Genomic DNA, 17,928 nt, shown 5'->3' with positions numbered 1-17,928 from the left:
TTTATGTTATTTTTGGTTGTTTTTGGTTAAAAATAAGATATAATTACAATTGGTGAGAAGATGTTAAAAGAACTACGATGAGAAAAAATTTTAGCTTGTTTAGATGATCAACAATTGGTATTAGTTAACGACTTAATTACGCAATTGCAATTATCACCAACAACATTACGCCGTGATTTAACGGAAATGGAGCAACAAGGTTTATTAAAACGAGTGCATGGTGGTGTTAAATTACAAAAGAGTTATGAAGTTCGAATAGAAGAGCAACTAAATGAGAAAATCCAACAGCATGCTGAAGAGAAATATTTAATTGCTCGTCAAGCCGTTAAGAAAATTAAACCAAAAATGTGTCTTTATTTGGATGCTGGTTCGTCAACCTTAGCACTAATTAAATTATTACAACCAGCAGATGATTTAGTAATTATTACTAATTCAATCTTCCACGTAGAGCTATTAGCTTTAGCGGGTTTTAATAATGTTTATGTTTTGGGAGGAAAATATAAGCATCAAACAGGAGCATTAATTGGTTGAGAAGCCGTTACAACTTTACAAAAATATCAAATTGATTGTGCTTTTTTAGGAGTTAATGGGATTAATGGTCAGGATTTGTATACGACCGACCCAGACGAAGCAATGATTAAAGCGGAAGTTATTAAGCGAGCAACAAAAAGTTATATTCTTGCTGATTCATCAAAATTTAACATTAAATCATTAGTAAAATTCGCTTCTCGTTCGGAAGTTGAAATTATTACAAGTTCATAGAAAGGATAAAAGGATAAATCATTATGAAAATAATTGATTATTTTAATGAAACAACAACCTTTTTAAAAACTTCTGCGACAGATAAAACTGAAGTCTTTGCAACATTAGCAGCAGCATTAGTTAACAATGAAACAGTTACTGATTCAGCAAACTTAATTAAAGATTTAGAGAAACGTGAAACAGAAGGTCCAACTGGGGTTGGTGATGGTTTAGCAATTCCCCACTGTTCAAGTGGTAGTGTTACGAAACCATCAATTGCAATTATGACATTAGAAAAGGCAGTTGATTGACAAAGTTTAGATAATAAACCAGTTGATATCATTTTTATGATTACTACGCCAAAACAAGGAGGAGAACAACATTTACAAGCACTAGCAAAATTAGCTGGTTTTTTAGGAAAAAGTGAAGTTGTAGCACAAATTCGTGCGGCAAAAACTTTTGCTGATATTCTTAAAGCATTTGTTGAGCCAGTTACTGACCATGATAAAACGAAAACAGATGGTCATTATGATGTTATTGGTATTACAGCTTGCCCAACTGGAATTGCCCATACTTATATGGCAAAAGAAAAAATGGAAGAAGCAGCAAAAGCAATGGGCTTAACAATTAAAGTTGAAACGCAAGGGCGTAGCGGTAATGAAAATGTATTAACAGCAACTGACATTGCTAATGCAAAAGCAATTATTCTTGGAATTGATAAAAAAATTACGGGAATGGATCGTTTTAAGGGTGTTTCATATTTAGAAACAAGTACAAAAGATGTAATTTACCATGGCACAAATGTTATTGAAGATGCCTTGAATGGAAAACGTTTAACAATTGGCAAAGGTGGTAAAGGTGGCAACGATGAAGTTGGTGAATTAAGTTTAAAAAACTTTAAAGATGTAACAAAAAACCTCTTAGGAGGGGTTTCCCGAATGTTACCATTTGTTGTTGCTGGAGGAATTATTTTAGGAATTGGTTTCTTATTAGATTCAGGTAAAACAGGAAAAGATTTTGGGGTAACTCGTGATGTTGCGGCATGATTTTCAGGATTAGGAAAAGTAATCTTTGGTATGATGGTTCCTATTTTAGGTGCTTATGTATGTTACTCTATTGTTGGACCACAAGGATTATTACCAGGAATGACAGCAGGATTAATTGCTAATGCTCCTGGAATGTTATATGATGCAGAAAATAAAACAGGATGAGCAAATACATGGGGGCGATTATTCCCTGATTCAATCTCAAACTTTAACTCAGGGTTTTTTGGAGCCTTAATTGGTGGTTATCTTGTTGCCTTTGCTGTCTATGGTTGTCAAAAAGGATTTGCTCGGTTCCATCCATCACTACGAGGAGTTCGTGATATTGTTTTAATTCCTGTTTTAACAGCTTTAGCAGCAGGAGTTTTAATGTTTGGATTAAATATTCCATTAGGATATTTAAACTATGGTTTAAGCCAAGGTTTAAAAGCAATTGCCGATTATAATTTAAATGCTTTAATTGGAATTATTATTGGTTTAATGATGGCGGCTGATATGGGTGGTCCAATTAATAAAGCTGCCTATGTCTTTGGAACCTTAACAATTGATGCTACACAAACAGCTTATGCTGGAATTCGATCAACTAATGGGGGGACAGTCTTTATGGCTTGTGCAATGTTAGCTGGAATGGTACCACCATTAGCATTAGCATTATGTACAAGAATGTTTAAAAAATATTGAACAAAAAAAGATGTTGAGCAAGGAAATACGAATTATTTCTTAGCAGCATGTTTTATTACCGAAGGGGCAATTCCATTTGCTGCTGCTGATCCAAAACGAACAATTCCGTCAATTATGGCGGGAAGTGCTATTACTGGCGCAATTGTTAGTGGTTTTGGTGTAACATTAGCAGCACCTCATGGTGGTATCTTTGTCTTTCCGTTATTGCAAATTCAAGATAATGGTAAAAATTGGTTTAGTATTGCTAATCACGGTGCTTCAATTGGTGTAGCAGTCTTAATTTCACTTATTGCTTTAATTATTGGAAGTTTTGTTAGCGCCTTAATTCTTGGATTTTGAAGAATGAATGATGTTAAAAAAAATAAAATTACTATAGCAATTTAGTTTAAAAAGTAAAAACCCAACTAATTGGGTTTTTATAATATTAAAATAAGAAGGGAAGGAGTAAGAAAAAATGATTTATACATTAACATTAAATCCTGCTATTGACCAAGTTATTGAAGTGCCGAATTTCCAATTAGGAGAAACTAATAAAGCTATTAGTGAGTATGAGGTGATTGGTGGAAAAGGAATTAATGTTGCAGTAATGTTGCAACATTTAGGATATCCAACTACAGCATTAGGTTTTTTGGGGCGTGATAATAAAGAAATGTTTGAACATTATTTAGCAAATCAAAAGGTTGCTGCTTGTTTTCATGAAGTTAATGGCAAGAACCGAACTAATATAAAAATTAAAAGTTTAGAAATAAAACAAGAAACAGAATTAAATGGCCTTGCGTTTTCTACTAGTGATGATGATGTTATGGCGTTGTTAACAATTCTTAAAACAGAATTAACTAAAAATGATTGTTTAATTATTTCTGGTTCATTACCACGTGATTGTCCATCTGATTTATATCAAACAATTAGTACCTATTGTGATGAAAACGAAATCTTATTTGTTGTTGATGCAACAAAGGATGTTTTATTATCAACTTTATCAGCTAAACCATTTTTAATTAAACCAAATTTAGCTGAATTAAATGAACTATTTGAAACAAATTACCAATTTAATCAAAAAACAGAAATTGTTACTTTAGTAAAAAAATTACAGGAACAAGGGGCACAGAATGTTTTAATTAGTAGTGGTAAAGATGGCAGCATTTTAATTACTCCAACAAATGTTTATGTTGGTAATACTGCAACAGGGCAATTAATTAATTCGGTCGGAGCTGGTGATTCAATGGTTGCTGGATTTGTTGGAACTTATTTAGCAACAAATGATTATCAAGAAGCGATGTTAATTAGCATTTGTGCTGGATCAGCAACAGCATTTAGTCAAGGGATCGCTGATAAATTGTTAGTGGAAAGTTTAAAACAACAGATTAAAATTCGGACTTTTAAATAAAAAAATGATATTGTAAATGCAAGTGCAACAAATCTATTAATTTATAAGACTACAAAATAAAATTTATTTAGGATTGAGTCCTGTTGAATACAGAATAACTCAATCCTTTTAATATGCTTTATCCTTGTTGTCGCTTCCTTACTTGCATCAAGATTTATTTTTGCATCTTTTAAGATATTGTTCATTGTTAATGGTTCATGTCTAAAGTTGCATCTGAAATTAGTGCTATTTCATCATTGCTGTCAGTTAAATGGAACAAACCGCTTCTTATTATTTAAATTTAATTCATTCCACCCATTCTATTGGTTATTGTCCTATAAAATTAGTTTTAGGTTCAATTATTATTTTCCATCTAATCCTAATTTGCCTAAAGATACTAGGGGACTTTTTTTTTTTTTTTAAGTATAATTATGAGTATCACACAAAAGGAAGGTGACAATTAGATGAAATGGTTATTAACACTTTTTAGTGTTTTTGTTTTAGGTTTTGGTAGTAGTTTAGGTGTTGTTAGTTGTACAGTGCGAGCAAAACATGAGCCTGATGACAACGATGAGTTAGAGCACAATCAAGATCTTGAAATTTTAAATCAAATAAAAAAGGAAGCAAAGCAAACTTTGTCAACATGATGACAAACAAAAACAATGATTGATATTATTAAGGATTATCCAGATCAAATATCATTATTTGAAGAACTAGTCGCAGAGTTAAAAACAAAAAATGATGGTTTATTAACTTTAACGAGCACAGCAATTAGTAAATATCGTTTTTTAAATCAGTTGCTTGTTGGTTTTAAAGCAGAGTTTAATAATTTGAATCAGCATTTACAAGATCGATATTCAAATTATTATGTTGATATAATGCCATTATTCTTAGGAGAAAATGACATTTCATTTAATTTATATAATATTAATTTTGATAAGATAGCAAAACTATTAGAAGATACTCCGCAAGCAGTATTAGGAATTACAGTTCAAGTTAATATTCCTTATGAAGTCCGCTTTAAAGGAATACCATCGCAGGATAACATTCAAGGTTTAATAACTACAACGAATGATTCCGAAGTTCTAAATAATATTCAAGATAAAATTGAAAACTATTTTGTTAATTTTCTTGATACTATTTTTAAAGCCAAAAACTATCGCATTATATCGGAGCAATTTAATATGAACAAGGATATTGTTTGACCAATAATTGAAAAAGAATTAAATGACAGGAATATTTCGTTTAAACATCATATTAAATTCGTTATACCGGGAATAGAGAGTGCTTTAAATTATTATACAAATATATCCATGCCGACTGTTCAGACTGTTTTAAATTGGGCAGGTGAGGGTTATGATCCAGAGCAATTAACATGGCAAAATTTTCTTTCATTTTATAAAAAACAAATAATTGATAATTGAAATATTCAAGTTGAAGATGGCTATTATATTTTAAAAGAACTAAAATGGTTTATTCCACAAAATTTTATGATTGAAAATTTACCATTTAAAAATAATTTATTTAAGATAAATTTAAAAGAAAAAAGCTATTTCACGATATTAAAAACGCAATTTGACCAACAATTGGAAGAATTTGCGAAAGTAACAATGGGTTTGTGACATTATTATCAATTAGAAACATATAAAAACTTTAATCTTGTTTTTAAATTGAAACAAAACGTATTTAATAACCTATTGTCATATATAGATAAGAATAAATATGTCCGTTATATAGATATATTTGATTTTCTTCTTAGTACTTATCAAAGCTCATTACAAAATTCAAAACATTTAAAATGAGGGGCAGGATATTTAAAAATTTCACCTATTAATTTTATTAAAAATCAAAAATCTTTGATAATGGAAATAAAAAATGATGAAAAAAATGACAATAGTAGTTTCATTTTTGGTTGTTTTGGTTTAGCATATAGTTTCTGACGCTCCGTATCTGTTTTAGAAAACACAGGACAAAAAATAGAATTTAAAGTTATTTAAGTTTTTAGGAAAGATTTAATTAAATATGTAAATTGTAAATACAAGTGCAATAAATCTATTAATTTATAAGACCACAAAATAAAATAATGTTTTCTTTCCATTAAAAAATCAACTCGGAAAAAAGTTGATTTTTTGCAATTCATATTACAATTTACATTGTACAAATATAAAATGGAATCTGTTTTCTTAAAACTAGTAAAATTTGGTAAATTAGACTTTATTTACTATAAAGTTAAAATAAAAGTTTTTTCTAAATTTTTTCCAATAATGTACTTTATCATTTAATGGTAAAATAAGGAAGAATTTATTTTAAAATAGGAGGATTTTATGGCAATTATCTTAGAAGCCAAAGCTATTAGTAAAAAATACCAACAAAAATATGTTTTAAAAGATGTTAGTTTAGCAATACATCAGCATGAAAAAATTGGTTTAATTGGTGCTAATGGAAGTGGTAAAACAACATTAAGTGAGATTCTTGCCGGTGTGCGAAAAGCTAGTAATGGTGAAGTTATTTATCAACCAAATTTAACCATTGGAATGCAGTTTCAAAATTCACAATATCCACCGGGTTTAACATTGATGGATATGATTAAATATTATTGTAAAGCTTTTCAGTTGCCATTAACGAGGGATGAAATTAAACAATTAATTATTACTTATCAATTAACAGAAGTTGCTAAAAAAAAGATTGTTAAATTATCAGGAGGTCAGCAACAGCGAGTAAATATCTTATTATCAGTTATCCATCAACCACAATTAGTAATTTTGGATGAAGTTTCAACGGGCTTAGATATTGCAGTTAAAGAAACTATTTTTCAATTTTTAGAACAAAATATTATTATTAATCAACGAGCAATGTTGCTCGTATCACATAATATGGAAGAAATTGAACGTTTCTGTGATCGGATTATATATTTATCAGCCGGAAAAATTAAATCGGATGTAGCAATAGCTAATGTTCTTCAAGAATATGGTAGTGTGCTTAATTATACAAAGCAGATGTTTGAAAATGAATAAAAATAAAGACTCTTCTAATTAAGAGTCTTTATTTTTATTACCACTTTGATTGTAATCTTCGGTAATTGCATTAGCCGCTTTAATTTTATTTTCTAAATTTGGATGAATTTTTAATAAACTTCGAAAAATAATATCAGATATTAAAATTTGAACAATTTTAGAAGATAATGCTGGAAAACGCTCATTTTCTTTTGTATGAACTTCAAATAAAATTTTATGTTTAATTTTATATAATTCATCAATGTTAGGATTATTAGTAACTAAAGCAACATCAATGTTGAGTTTATTTGCTAAATTAATGATATTAACGACCTCATTTGTCTTTCCTGATTTACTAAAAATAATAATTAAATCATCGGCTTCGGCATTTGAGAGAGTAAACATTAATGAATGAATATTTTCTGTTGTATAACAGTTATAACCAATCATATTTAGGTTACTATGTAACACGCGGCAAGCAAGAAATGATGCACCAATGCCAAAGGCGAAAATTCGTTTTTTAAGAACAATATCATTAATTAGTCGGTCTAAGACTTCTAAATCAATATTGTCAATTGTTTCATGGATACTATAAGAATAATAGACACGCATATTGTTAGCGATATCTTTTAAATTCATGGTTTCATTAGTTTCGTAATTTTTGTTTAGAAAATTTAATCGTTCATAAATATGCATTTGTAATTCTTTAATATTTTTAAATCCTAAGTGTTTTGCCATTCGGGTAATAGTTGATTCACTGACATAATAAGCTTTTGCCAATTCAGTTATTGTTTTACTAGTAAATAGCAAAGGATTTTGAAAAATTTGTTCAATAACTGATATTTCAGTATCAGTCAAAGTATTTTTATCATATGTTAACAGAGACAACATAGAAACTCCTTTCATCAACTTCACCATGAAAATTATTTTCATAATATCAACTAATTCTATTTTACAACATATTATGCGAATAATAAAGTAGAAAATAATTTGTTAATTTATTAAAATATGCATAATTTGCATATTTTTAAATAAAATTATTCTATAATATAATTATAAAATAATGAAAATTTATATAAAAATCCAAATATAAGCAAGTTATTTTAATAGAAAGAGTAAAAAATACAATGATGTTAAGTTTATCGCCACAACATATTACCTATTTATCAATTTTAATTTTTGGAATTATTGTGGGGACAATATTGTTAATTATTTGAATTTTCCAAAAGAAACGATTAGTTAATAGCGGAGATTATTATGCTAAAAATAATAAAAATTTAGATTTATGGAATTATATTAAACGTAATATTGCGTTATATAGTGCTTTTTTTTGTTATGTTATTAGTCTTTCCGCTCTTTTTCTATTGGTTTTATAAAATTGTCATTATTTTAAAAAAATGAAAAAAACTTTTTACTTTGTAGTAATTAACTTAACTTTTAGTTAGTTAAATTCTATAATTATATTAGTAACTATTAATTTAAAAGGAGAAATTAAAAATGAATGAGAAAGCCAAGCTTAAACCTTTTATGTCAAAGGCTTGATGGAAACAATCAAATCAAAGGACAATGGGGACTTTAAGTAAATTAAGTAAAGCATTTCTATTACCAATTGCGTTGTTACCAATTGCTGGAATCTTTTTAGGAGTTGGTGCAACTATTTCATCAAAAGTTGATCCTGCTTCAGCAGCTTGATACTTTGGAAATTTTTTAAATAAAATGGGAGATATTGCTTTTGGTAATTTACCAGTATTATTTTGTATTTCTGTTGCAATGGCCTATACGGAAGATGCTGGAGTAGCAGCATTAACTTCCGTAGTTGGGTTTTTAGTTTTTAATGCAATTCAGTTGTCATTATTAAATGAGGCATATGCTCATATTCAATATGTTGTTAATATTGAAGGGGGTGCTTCACCAATTATGGGATTAACTGTTGATGGTGTCACATCAGCCAACCCAACTTTACTAACGGGTGATGAATTATTAGCATGAATGAGAACCAGTGATATTTATAAAGAATTAGTTAAAGGGAATGTTACTGTCACAATTGTTAGTTCAGTACGAGTAACTGATCAATTTAATTTGTTATTTTATACTGGCCAAACATGAGCAGTTCAAAATAAATTATTGACTTCTAATTTAGGAATTAATTCATTAAATACTGGTGTTTTTGGAGGGATTTTTGTTGGAGCAATTGCAGCTTTCGCTTATAATCGTTTTCATAAAACACAATTACCTTCAGCGTTAAGTTTTTTTAGTGGAACAAAATTAGTTCCAATTATTATGTTTATGGCAGTAATTCCATTAGCTTTTATTTTTATGATTATTTGACCATTAATTGGTACTGGGTTAGCATGATTCGGAAATAACTCAGGAAAATTACCAATAGGGTTAGATTCTTTAATTTTTGAGATTTTTGAACGATCATTAGTGCCATTTGGCTTGCATCATGTCTTTTATTCACCATTATGATGAACACAAGCGGGAGGAAGTATGGCAGATTTAATCGCTAATGTTTCAAAAGATCCTTTAAGTTATATGGCTTTTCTTAAGGATTTACAAGAGCTAAATTATATTGATGCTAATATTGATTTAAATACAATTACAGTTGGAGCAGCACAGGCAGCAATTACTAGCTGAGTATCAGAACTAAATGCTTCAACAATAGCAGCAGTTGGTGATCAAACAATTATGTATAAAGTTATTGCTGATCCAAAAATTACCTTCACAATGGTTCAACATATGGGGTTAAATTTAGGACGATTCCAAACTGGGAAGTTTCCATTTATGATGTTTGGATTACCAGCAGCAGCAGCAGGAATGTACTTTAGTGTTCCAAAAGAAAATCGAAAACCAGTAATGGGAATTTATTTTTCAGCAGCCTTTACTTGTTTCTTAACAGGAATTACTGAACCAATTGAATTTACTTTCTTATTTGTAGCACCATGGTTATTTTATGGTGTTCATATGCCATTGTGTGCAATTTCATTTATGTTAATGGGATTATTACATGTACATACATCAATGACCGTATCGGGTGGATTTATTGACTTTATTGTCTTTGGTATTATTCCATTTGTTGGTGGAAAAGGAACAAACTTCTATTGAATTCTTGCAGTTGGAATTCCATATATTGGAATTTATTTTGCAGCTTTCTACTTCGCAATTAAATATGGAAAAGTTCAAATTCCCGGTCGTGATGGCGGCACAAAACTATATACTAAAGCTGATTTTAAAGCAAAAAAAGGTACTAATGAAACAACTTCATCAGGACCAGCAAAAGGTGATGCGGCAAAACGGGAAAAAGCCCGTAAAATTATTGAATTTTTAGGTGGGGCTGATAATATTACGGCAGTTGACTCATGTGCGTCACGTTTACGAATTACAGTTGTTGATAGTAAACTTGTCAATCAAGATGAAATTCAAGCATTAGGTGGCAGCACCGGAATGCTTATTCGTGGTCAATCAGTCCAAATTATTTATGGTGGAGAACAAGAAGTAATTAAACCATATATGCGTGAATTATTAGCTGAAATGCGTAATAATAAAGAAGCACCAAAATTAAATTCAAAACAAGGTTAAAATTAAATAAATATGAAAAAACATTAATTTTTTAATTAATGTTTTTTTTGTCTATTTTAACAAATGCTATTTTGTGATAAAATTATAATATATAAAAATGGAGTGGAAAATAATGACATCAATTTTTGGATATCCAAAAGAAGAATTACAGTTAGATTTAGTTGCGCATGGTTTTAAGAAATATTTAGCAGAGCAAATTTTTGATTGAATATATGTCAAAAACATATATTCTTTTGATGAAATGACAAATATTTCTAAAACTGATCGTAATAAATTACAAGAATATTATACGATTGAGCCATTAAAAATTGTTGTTCAACAACAGTCGAAAGATGGAACAGTAAAGTTTTTGTTTCAATTAGCCGATGGCTATAAAATTGAAACAGTTTTAATGCCCCAAAGTTATGGTAATTCTGTTTGTGTTACAACACAAGTTGGTTGTAATATGGCATGTACTTTTTGTGCCTCAGGATTATTAAAAAAAACACGGAATTTATCAACGGCAGAAATTGTTCAACAAGTTATGATGGTTAATCGTTATCTAGCAACAACAAATGAACGTGTGAGTCATATTGTAGTAATGGGAATTGGTGAACCATTTGATAATTTTGATAATACGCTTAAGTTTGTCAACATTATTAATGACCCAAAAGGTTATCAAATTGGTGCGCGCCATATTACAATTTCTACTTGTGGGTTAGTTCCAAAAATTAAACAATTTGCAGAGTTAAAGACGCAAGTTAATTTAGCGATTTCATTACATGCTCCAAACAATACGATTCGGAATCAATTAATGCCAATTAATAAAGCTTACCCAGTAGAAAAATTAATGGATGCAGTTCGTTATTATATTGAGTTAACTAATCGACGTGTTACTTTTGAGTATATTTTAATTGAGAATGTTAATGATAGTCGTGAAACAGCATTAGAATTAGCAAAATTAATTCGAGGATTAAATGCGTATGTTAATTTAATTCCTTATAACACAGTTGCAGAAAATGGGTATCAACGTAGTACTAAAATTAATCAATTCTTTGAAACTTTACAACAACAAAAAATTAATTGTATTGTTCGTCGTGAATTTGGTCACGATATTGATGCTGCTTGCGGTCAATTACGAGCTAAAAATGAAGGGATTATTAGAAAATAATTATGCAAATACGGTTTGGATACAAAACTGATATTGGTGCTTATCGTAGTAGTAATCAAGATTACTTTGATTTTGCCAATAATAGTTTTAACAATTATATTGCCATTGTTTGTGATGGGATGGGTGGTCATCAACATGGCGAAGTTGCCAGTAAAATGGCTGTTGATAGTTTGGTGGAACATTTTAAACGGACAAATTTTAACCATTTGTCCGATGAAGAAATTAATAAATGGTTTCGTCAAACAATTTTAACAATTCAACAAGAAATGGTTACTTATGCTCAAATTTATCCTGATACAAGTGATATGGGAACAACAGTTGTTGCTGCATTAATTGCTAACGGAAAAGTATATGTTATTAATATTGGTGATTCACGGTTATATAAATTACATCATGATAAAATTTATCAAATTACTACTGACCAAAATATGGAAAATTCAACAGAGTATCGAGAAAAACAAGAATTAGAATTTCAAGGTCAATATAAAAAACAATATAATATGCATACTTTTTGAAAAGTATTAACAAGTGCTTTGGGACCAACAAAGAATTTAAAAATTGATACTTATGTTATTGAGGATATTAAAGGCCAGTATTTATTAACCACCGATGGAATTCATGATTATATTGATGAAATTGATTTAATTGAAACATTAAAATCGGCAAATAAATTAAACGATAAAGTTAAAATTTTAATTGATCGGGCATTAGAAAACCTATCAACTGATAATTTAACCGGAATTGTTTTTGAAATAACAGATTAAAGCGCTGTTATTTTTATTTGTTGTTTTTTCTTCTTAGTTTTTTTGTGTTATGATGTTTACAAGTTAAAATAATAAGGTAAAAGGGTGCAGAAGATGGAACAAATCACAATTGGAACTATGTTACATAATCGTTATCAGATTTTAGCCAAAATTGCCGATGGTGGTATGGCTGAAGTTTTTGAAGGATATGATATGTTATTAAAACGACATGTTGCAATTAAAATTATGACATTGACATTATCAAAAAATAAAGAAGCAGTGGAACGTTTTAATAAAGAATATAATTCAATTGCGCAGTTTTCCCATAATAATGTGGTTAAAGTTTATGGCTCATTTCAAGCGTATGATCGTCATTGTCTAGTTTTGGAATTAGTTAAAGGTTATACTTTAAAAGACCGCTTACTAACATTAGGTCCTTGTACTGTTAAAGAATTATTATATTTTTTTGATGAAATTAATTTAGCTATTACCGAAGCTCATCATAATGATATTATTCATCGTGATATTAAACCAGAAAATATTTTAATTTCATATGATGGTAAAATTAAGGTTGCTGATTTTGGTGTTGCAATTTTAGAAAATAGTGAAGATTTAGAATGTGGTAAAATCATTGGAACATCAAAATACATGGCACCAGAAATTGTTCAATCAAAACCAGCAACAAAACGTAGTGATATTTATGCTTTAGGCATTATGTTGTATGAGTTAGCAGTTGGTATGGCTCCTTTTGTTGGGAAAAACCCAACATTTGTTGCGGTTAAACATGTTAAAGAATTACCATTACGACCACGGTTAGTAAATCCGTTGATACCACAAAGTTTAGAAAATATTATTTTAAAGGCAATCGCAAAAGATCCAAGTGAGCGGTTTCAGACAGTAGCAGATTTTAATAATAGTTTACAAGCAATTGAAGCACCAGAGCATCAATCTGAAAAACCTTTAAAGTTATCAAATTTGTTTGAAGTAAAAGGCAAACAGCGCAAACTTTATGATCGGTATTATTCTTATCCATGATTTTTAAGAATTAAGGTTGCTTGGTGATTTAGTTTCTTACTAGTTAGTTTTATTAGTGCCTTAGTTTGTCTTTGCTTGTTTTTACCAGGATAGAATAATATGCACCAAACAGGAATGATTATTCGCATTGTTAGCGAGTTTTGTTATGTTAAAAATGATACTGATCATCAAATTTATGCTTGCAAAGCAAAAGGATTATTTCGCCATCAAGAAATTAAGCCAGTTGTTGGTGATTATGTTCAATTTGAAATTCAAAATGACAAGCAAGGAATTATTTATCAAATTGAACCTCGTAAAAATGAATTATACCGTCCACGAATTGCTAATGTTGATCAAGTTGTTATTATTACAGCAATGGCAGAACCGACTTTTAATTCATATTTATTAAATAAATATTTAGCATTTATTGAATATAAAAACTTAAAACCAGTTATTGTTTTTACTAAAAAAGACTTATTGAAAACAGATGAACTTTATCAAAAATATTTTAACTGGTATCCAAAGTTAGGTTATGAAGTTTATTTTATTAGTAATAAAAAAGATGAAAAAAAAATATGACAACAATTTGAACAACTTTTTCAAAATAAAATCTCAGTGTTAACTGGGCAAACTGGTAGTGGTAAGTCGTCAACTTTAAATACATTATTACAAGCGGAAATAATTAAGACGCAAGAAATTTCTAAAGCATTAGGGCGAGGAAAACATACAACCACAACTAGCGCATTATATGAGTTATTAAATGGAATGGTTGCTGATACGCCAGGTTTTTCAACATTTGATTTAAGAGATTATGAAAAAGGAGAATTAGCACGCTCTTATCATTTTTTTAATCAATATGCTAATGAATGTAAGTTTCGAACTTGTTTACATTTACACGAACCGCATTGCAAAATAAAAGCATTAGTTCAAGCAAATATTATTCCACAATTTTTTTATAATGATTATGTTCGCATTATGCAAGAGCAATAGAAAGAGGTAATGATGAAAAAATATCTTGTTGCACCAAGTGTTTTAAGTGCAAATTATTTAATCTTACAAGAAGAATTAGCAGCAATTAAGGAAGCTGGCGCACAATGAATTCATTTTGATGTAATGGATGGTGATTTTGTACCAAATTTAACTTTTGGTCCAAAGATTTTAGCTGATATTACTAGTTATAGTGATTTGTATCTTGATTGTCACTTAATGGTTAAAATTAAAAATAGTAGTGTTGAAAATTATTTGCTGCCTTTTATTAAAGCGGGTGCATCAGCAATTACTTTGCATTATGAAGCATTAACCCCACCACAATTAACTGAATTTTTAAATTTACGAATAAAATTAAACATAAAAATTGGGTTAGCAATTAAACCAGCAACCCCAGTTAAAGTTATTTTCCCTTATTTAAAACATCTTGATTTAGTCTTAGTAATGACAGTAGAACCTGGTTTTGGCGGTCAAACTTTTATTTCAGCTGCAGCAACAAAGATTAAAGCCTTACGAGACTATCTTGATCAAAATAATGGCAAAACATTAATTGAAGTTGACGGAGGAATTAATGCTGAGACTGCAACTCTTTGTAAACAATATGGGGTTGATGTATTAGTAGCGGGTAGTTATTTATTTGGTCATGCAGATTTAGCAACCCGGTTGAAAGGATTATTAGCAAATGAAAACAAATAAAGTTTTAATTGTTTGTTCAGAAACAAACTTAGATTTACAGCAGTATCAAGATTATTATAAAATTGGTGTTGAACGGGGTGCCTTAGATTTAATTAAAACTTTTGCTACTTTTGATCTTTTTTGCTGTGACCAAGATAGTTTGACAACAACAGAAGCAAAACTGATTGCTAATAAAGCAAAAGAGTTACTAATAGTTTCCCAAATTAAAGATCATATTGATGGTGAATTAGCATTACAAGAAGCTTTAAAATTAAACCCACAAGAAATTATTTTTATTGCCCAAGGCAATCGATTTGATATGGAGTTGAGTTGTTTTAATTTTATTTGTCGTTACAATATCATTTTTATGAATGATAATACTTATGCTTATTTACTAAAACCAGGAATGAATGAAGTTTATCAAAAGTCAGGTTATCGTTATTTTTCATTATTTAGTTTACAATCAGCAACTGTGACGATTAGTAATTTAAAATATAATGCTAAACAATTAAAATTAGTAGAATTATCGCCTAATGCAGTTAGCAATGAATTTCTTGCGTCAGTAGGAAATATTGATGTTTTAGCAGGTCAAGTTGTCGCAATTTATAGTAAATAAAAATCGGTTTTTTAAACCGATTATTTTTTGCTTTAAAATTTGGTACCCATGATCGGGCTCGAACCGATACGAATTTCTTCGGTAGATTTTGAGTCTACTGCGTCTGCCAATTCCGCCACATGGGCATTTGTACCTTTTTAATTTTATCGTATTTTAGAGAAAAAGGAAGCATAAATTTTAAAATTTATGCTTCCTTTTTTATTATTTTATCAATGTTTCTTTAAACTTTATTTATTGCGCAATTTGTCCTTTACGCTTTAATGTTTTTAAAGTTCTTGTTGCAACACGTAATGTTTTAACTTCACCGTCAACAACAATTCTTACTTTTTGTAAATTAACATTTCATTTACGACGGGTTGCATTTAACGCGTGTGAACGTTTGTTTCCTGATAAAGCACTTTTACCAGTAATTTCACATTTTCTTGCCATAATTTCACTCCTTTATATCTGCATACTATAAAATAATAACTAATTTTTAAATTAAAAGCAAGTATAAATCTAATTTTTATGAAAACCATCAGTTTTTTTGCTAAATTTAAGTTAAAAAATGGATAAAACCATTATTAAAAGTGTTATTCATCTTCACCTTACCTTGAATTTTCTTCAACTTGTGTTGTTTGTTCCTGTTGATTTTCTTGTTGGGTCATATTTTTTACTTGTTTGTTAATTGCAATAATGTTCTTTTTTTGTAACTCTGTTAAATGTGGTTTGGAAGGAACAGATGGTGGGCTTTTTTTATTGGCTTGTGCTTGAACCCCACTTGGTCCTGGCTGTGATTCTAAATTTAATAATTCTTGATCAGATAATTTTACGCGTGGTGGTTTTGCAATTGGATTTATCTTTGACTTAGGTAAATATCATTGGGTATTTTTTTGAGCATCAGTTATTGCTTTGTCTGTGTTTAAGACAAAATTATTAACTTTAGTTTTTAAATTTTGGTAAGTACCCGTAACTGTTTCAATAATTTCTCGGCCATTTGGAATGATTTCTTCATTTTTATGTTGAAAATGGGGGAAAATTACTTCTGTATATAATTCATTTGAAACATTTTTAATATCTGATAATTCTTCTAAATTTATTGTTTCTTTTAGATTTTTATCTTTTTTTATTATTTTAAGATATTTATTTTCTAACTTATCAAAATCTTTTAATAATTTTTTAAAATCACTGTTCACCTTATCTAAATTAATTAAAAATTCTATTTTATTCATATGTTTACACCTTTTTATTGAAAAGTAATGTTATTTACTAATTAAAATAGTCATACACTAATTATATAGTAACTTATTTTATTGAAAAATAATATATTTATAACATCGCAGTTATTATATAATTAATGCTTATTTAATTTGCCTAGTATTCAGTAAATAATTTGCTTAATGATTAAACTTTAAAAGGTAGTAATTATCCTTAATTTATAGTAGAATTACATCTAGGAGGAAAATGTTATGATTGAAATGACAGTACGAAAAACAAGTGAACAAGGGAATAATCATTATTCTTTTACTCAAACTTTATCATTTGATAATACAATTGGTGGCAAACGTAATCAAGAATCGTTAAACCATAGTATTGCTCATGCAATAGCTTCTTTAAGAGTACAACATGGATTTTCTTGAGAGGATATTAATGAATGTATTAAAATTAAAAATGTTTCAGAAAAAAAAGAAATTAATACAAAAGACTTTGTTTTAAAGTATCAAGAATTAATATTAGCGGAAGAGAAAACATTAGAAAAACTTGTTAGTCCTAGTCATATGCTAACGAACATTGATGATTTTTTTAAATAATAAGGGGGAAAGACAACAAAGAGTTAACAATTTAATTAAGAAAATATAATAAATTTATTGCTTTATTGTATTTTCTCGTTATAATTAATAATGTTAATTTAGTTTAGTGGTGATTTTTATGATTGAGAAAATTAATGTAGCTAAAATTGCAGATTTAGTTCATGCAGCAGTAATTACAGTCCCTGGGGTCGCTGGATTCGCAAAGGTTGATGATACTGAAAATAATGAAGACAATGTGATAATGCTACTTAAAGATTACTCACAGTCAATTAAATTGAGACAAGATGGTCGTAATTTTTATATAGAAATCTTTATTATTTTGCTAGAAGGAGTAAATATTAAAGATATTGCCCAAGAAATACAAATTAGGATTAAATATGAATTAGAAAAACTGGATATTTATTCAAATGATATTATGATTTATGTGAATGTAAATATTCAAGACTTATTAATTTAGGTAGGAAATTTTATTAAAATGAGATATTTGAATGATGCAAGATTTACAATTATATCACTTAGGAGAACTAAAAAAGGGAAATTAATTGATGAA

Annotated in this window: 18 protein-coding genes and 1 tRNA gene; 15 read left to right on the top strand and 4 right to left on the bottom strand. The window is 29.0% G+C overall.

From position 1 onward, the window contains the following. Nucleotides 1–60: 60 nt before the first annotated feature. From SPM_RS01025 to SPM_RS01005, 5 genes are all read left to right on the top strand, one after another. On the top strand, nt 61–762 hold the full coding sequence (locus SPM_RS01025; protein ID WP_004027760.1) for a DeoR/GlpR family DNA-binding transcription regulator: 702 nt from the start codon (nt 61–63) through the stop codon (nt 760–762). A gap of 23 nt (nt 763–785) precedes the next feature. Then, on the top strand, nt 786–2,849 hold the full coding sequence (locus tag SPM_RS01020; RefSeq protein ID WP_004027759.1) for a fructose-specific PTS transporter subunit EIIC: 2,064 nt from the start codon (nt 786–788) through the stop codon (nt 2,847–2,849). 70 nt (nt 2,850–2,919) lie between these two features. Beyond that, nucleotides 2,920–3,852 carry a 1-phosphofructokinase gene (pfkB, locus tag SPM_RS01015; protein WP_004027758.1) on the top strand — a complete coding sequence of 311 codons (933 nt, stop codon included), beginning with the start codon at nt 2,920–2,922 and terminating at the stop codon, nt 3,850–3,852. A 443-nt stretch (nt 3,853–4,295) separates the two neighbouring features. Then, the gene (locus SPM_RS01010; protein WP_004027757.1) at nt 4,296–5,828 is read left to right on the top strand and encodes a hypothetical protein; all 1,533 of its coding nucleotides are present in this window, start codon (nt 4,296–4,298) and stop codon (nt 5,826–5,828) included. Between the two features lie 327 nt (nt 5,829–6,155). After that, nucleotides 6,156–6,845, top strand: a complete 690-nt coding sequence (locus SPM_RS01005) for an ABC transporter ATP-binding protein (RefSeq protein ID WP_004027756.1) — start codon at nt 6,156–6,158, stop codon at nt 6,843–6,845. An 18-nt stretch (nt 6,846–6,863) separates the two neighbouring features. Here the strand turns inward: SPM_RS01005 and SPM_RS01000 are convergent, their stop codons facing one another. After that, nucleotides 6,864–7,715 (bottom strand): MurR/RpiR family transcriptional regulator, encoded by an 852-nt coding sequence (locus tag SPM_RS01000; RefSeq protein WP_004027755.1) that lies wholly within the window; start codon nt 7,713–7,715, stop codon nt 6,864–6,866. Between the two features lie 236 nt (nt 7,716–7,951). On the opposite strand from SPM_RS01000, the gene SPM_RS00995 reads away from it, so the two are divergent. The 8 genes from SPM_RS00995 to SPM_RS00960 all read left to right on the top strand — a co-directional run bounded on the left by SPM_RS00995 (nt 7,952) and on the right by SPM_RS00960 (nt 15,588). After that, complete coding sequence (locus SPM_RS00995; protein ID WP_004027754.1) at nt 7,952–8,200, top strand: hypothetical protein; 249 nt, start codon at nt 7,952–7,954, stop codon at nt 8,198–8,200. Between the two features lie 121 nt (nt 8,201–8,321). Beyond that, nucleotides 8,322–10,403, top strand: a complete 2,082-nt coding sequence (locus SPM_RS00990) for a PTS transporter subunit EIIC (protein ID WP_004027753.1) — start codon at nt 8,322–8,324, stop codon at nt 10,401–10,403. A gap of 112 nt (nt 10,404–10,515) precedes the next feature. Continuing rightward, complete coding sequence (gene rlmN, locus SPM_RS00985) at nt 10,516–11,553, top strand: 23S rRNA (adenine(2503)-C(2))-methyltransferase RlmN (protein WP_004027752.1); 1,038 nt, start codon at nt 10,516–10,518, stop codon at nt 11,551–11,553. Nucleotides 11,554–11,555: 2 nt separating this feature from the next. After that, complete coding sequence (locus SPM_RS00980) at nt 11,556–12,317, top strand: PP2C family protein-serine/threonine phosphatase (RefSeq protein WP_004027751.1); 762 nt, start codon at nt 11,556–11,558, stop codon at nt 12,315–12,317. Between the two features lie 93 nt (nt 12,318–12,410). Then, the gene (locus SPM_RS00975) at nt 12,411–13,424 is read left to right on the top strand and encodes a protein kinase domain-containing protein (RefSeq protein WP_004027750.1); all 1,014 of its coding nucleotides are present in this window, start codon (nt 12,411–12,413) and stop codon (nt 13,422–13,424) included. Between the two features lie 6 nt (nt 13,425–13,430). After that, nucleotides 13,431–14,300: a ribosome small subunit-dependent GTPase A gene (gene rsgA, locus SPM_RS00970; protein WP_004027749.1), complete on the top strand. Its 870-nt coding sequence runs from the start codon at nt 13,431–13,433 to the stop codon at nt 14,298–14,300. 12 nt (nt 14,301–14,312) lie between these two features. Beyond that, the gene (rpe, locus tag SPM_RS00965; protein ID WP_004027748.1) at nt 14,313–14,993 is read left to right on the top strand and encodes a ribulose-phosphate 3-epimerase; all 681 of its coding nucleotides are present in this window, start codon (nt 14,313–14,315) and stop codon (nt 14,991–14,993) included. Next, on the top strand, nt 14,980–15,588 hold the full coding sequence (locus tag SPM_RS00960) for a thiamine diphosphokinase (protein WP_004027747.1): 609 nt from the start codon (nt 14,980–14,982) through the stop codon (nt 15,586–15,588). The genes rpe and SPM_RS00960 overlap by 14 nt, the downstream gene beginning before the upstream one ends. A 40-nt stretch (nt 15,589–15,628) precedes the next feature. Here the strand turns inward: SPM_RS00960 and SPM_RS00955 are convergent. The 3 genes from SPM_RS00955 to SPM_RS00945 all read right to left on the bottom strand — a co-directional run bounded on the left by SPM_RS00955 (nt 15,629) and on the right by SPM_RS00945 (nt 16,799). Then, nucleotides 15,629–15,713 (bottom strand) — tRNA-Leu (locus SPM_RS00955). 106 nt (nt 15,714–15,819) lie between these two features. Further along, nucleotides 15,820–16,017, bottom strand: coding sequence for a 50S ribosomal protein L28 (gene rpmB, locus SPM_RS00950; protein ID WP_004027746.1), 198 nt, complete (start codon nt 16,015–16,017; stop codon nt 15,820–15,822). 158 nt (nt 16,018–16,175) lie between these two features. Beyond that, entirely contained in the window at nt 16,176–16,799 is a 624-nt protein-coding gene (locus SPM_RS00945; protein WP_004027745.1) for a hypothetical protein, read from the bottom strand. Nucleotides 16,800–17,036: 237 nt separating this feature from the next. Here SPM_RS00945 and SPM_RS00940 point away from each other — a divergent pair, with 237 nt between their 5' ends. Together SPM_RS00940 and SPM_RS00935 are read left to right on the top strand one after the other, a co-directional pair. Beyond that, entirely contained in the window at nt 17,037–17,378 is a 342-nt protein-coding gene (locus tag SPM_RS00940; RefSeq protein ID WP_004027744.1) for a hypothetical protein, read from the top strand. A gap of 118 nt (nt 17,379–17,496) precedes the next feature. Continuing rightward, nucleotides 17,497–17,835, top strand: coding sequence for an Asp23/Gls24 family envelope stress response protein (locus SPM_RS00935; protein ID WP_004027743.1), 339 nt, complete (start codon nt 17,497–17,499; stop codon nt 17,833–17,835). Nucleotides 17,836–17,928: the final 93 nt, after the last annotated feature.

The sequence above is a fragment of the Spiroplasma melliferum KC3 genome, from assembly GCF_000236085.2.
GTDB lineage: Bacteria > Bacillota_I > Bacilli_A > Mycoplasmatales > Mycoplasmataceae > Spiroplasma > Spiroplasma melliferum.
The sequence above is the reverse complement of the archived record's forward strand: the minus strand, read 5'-3'. Positions and strand labels throughout refer to the sequence as shown.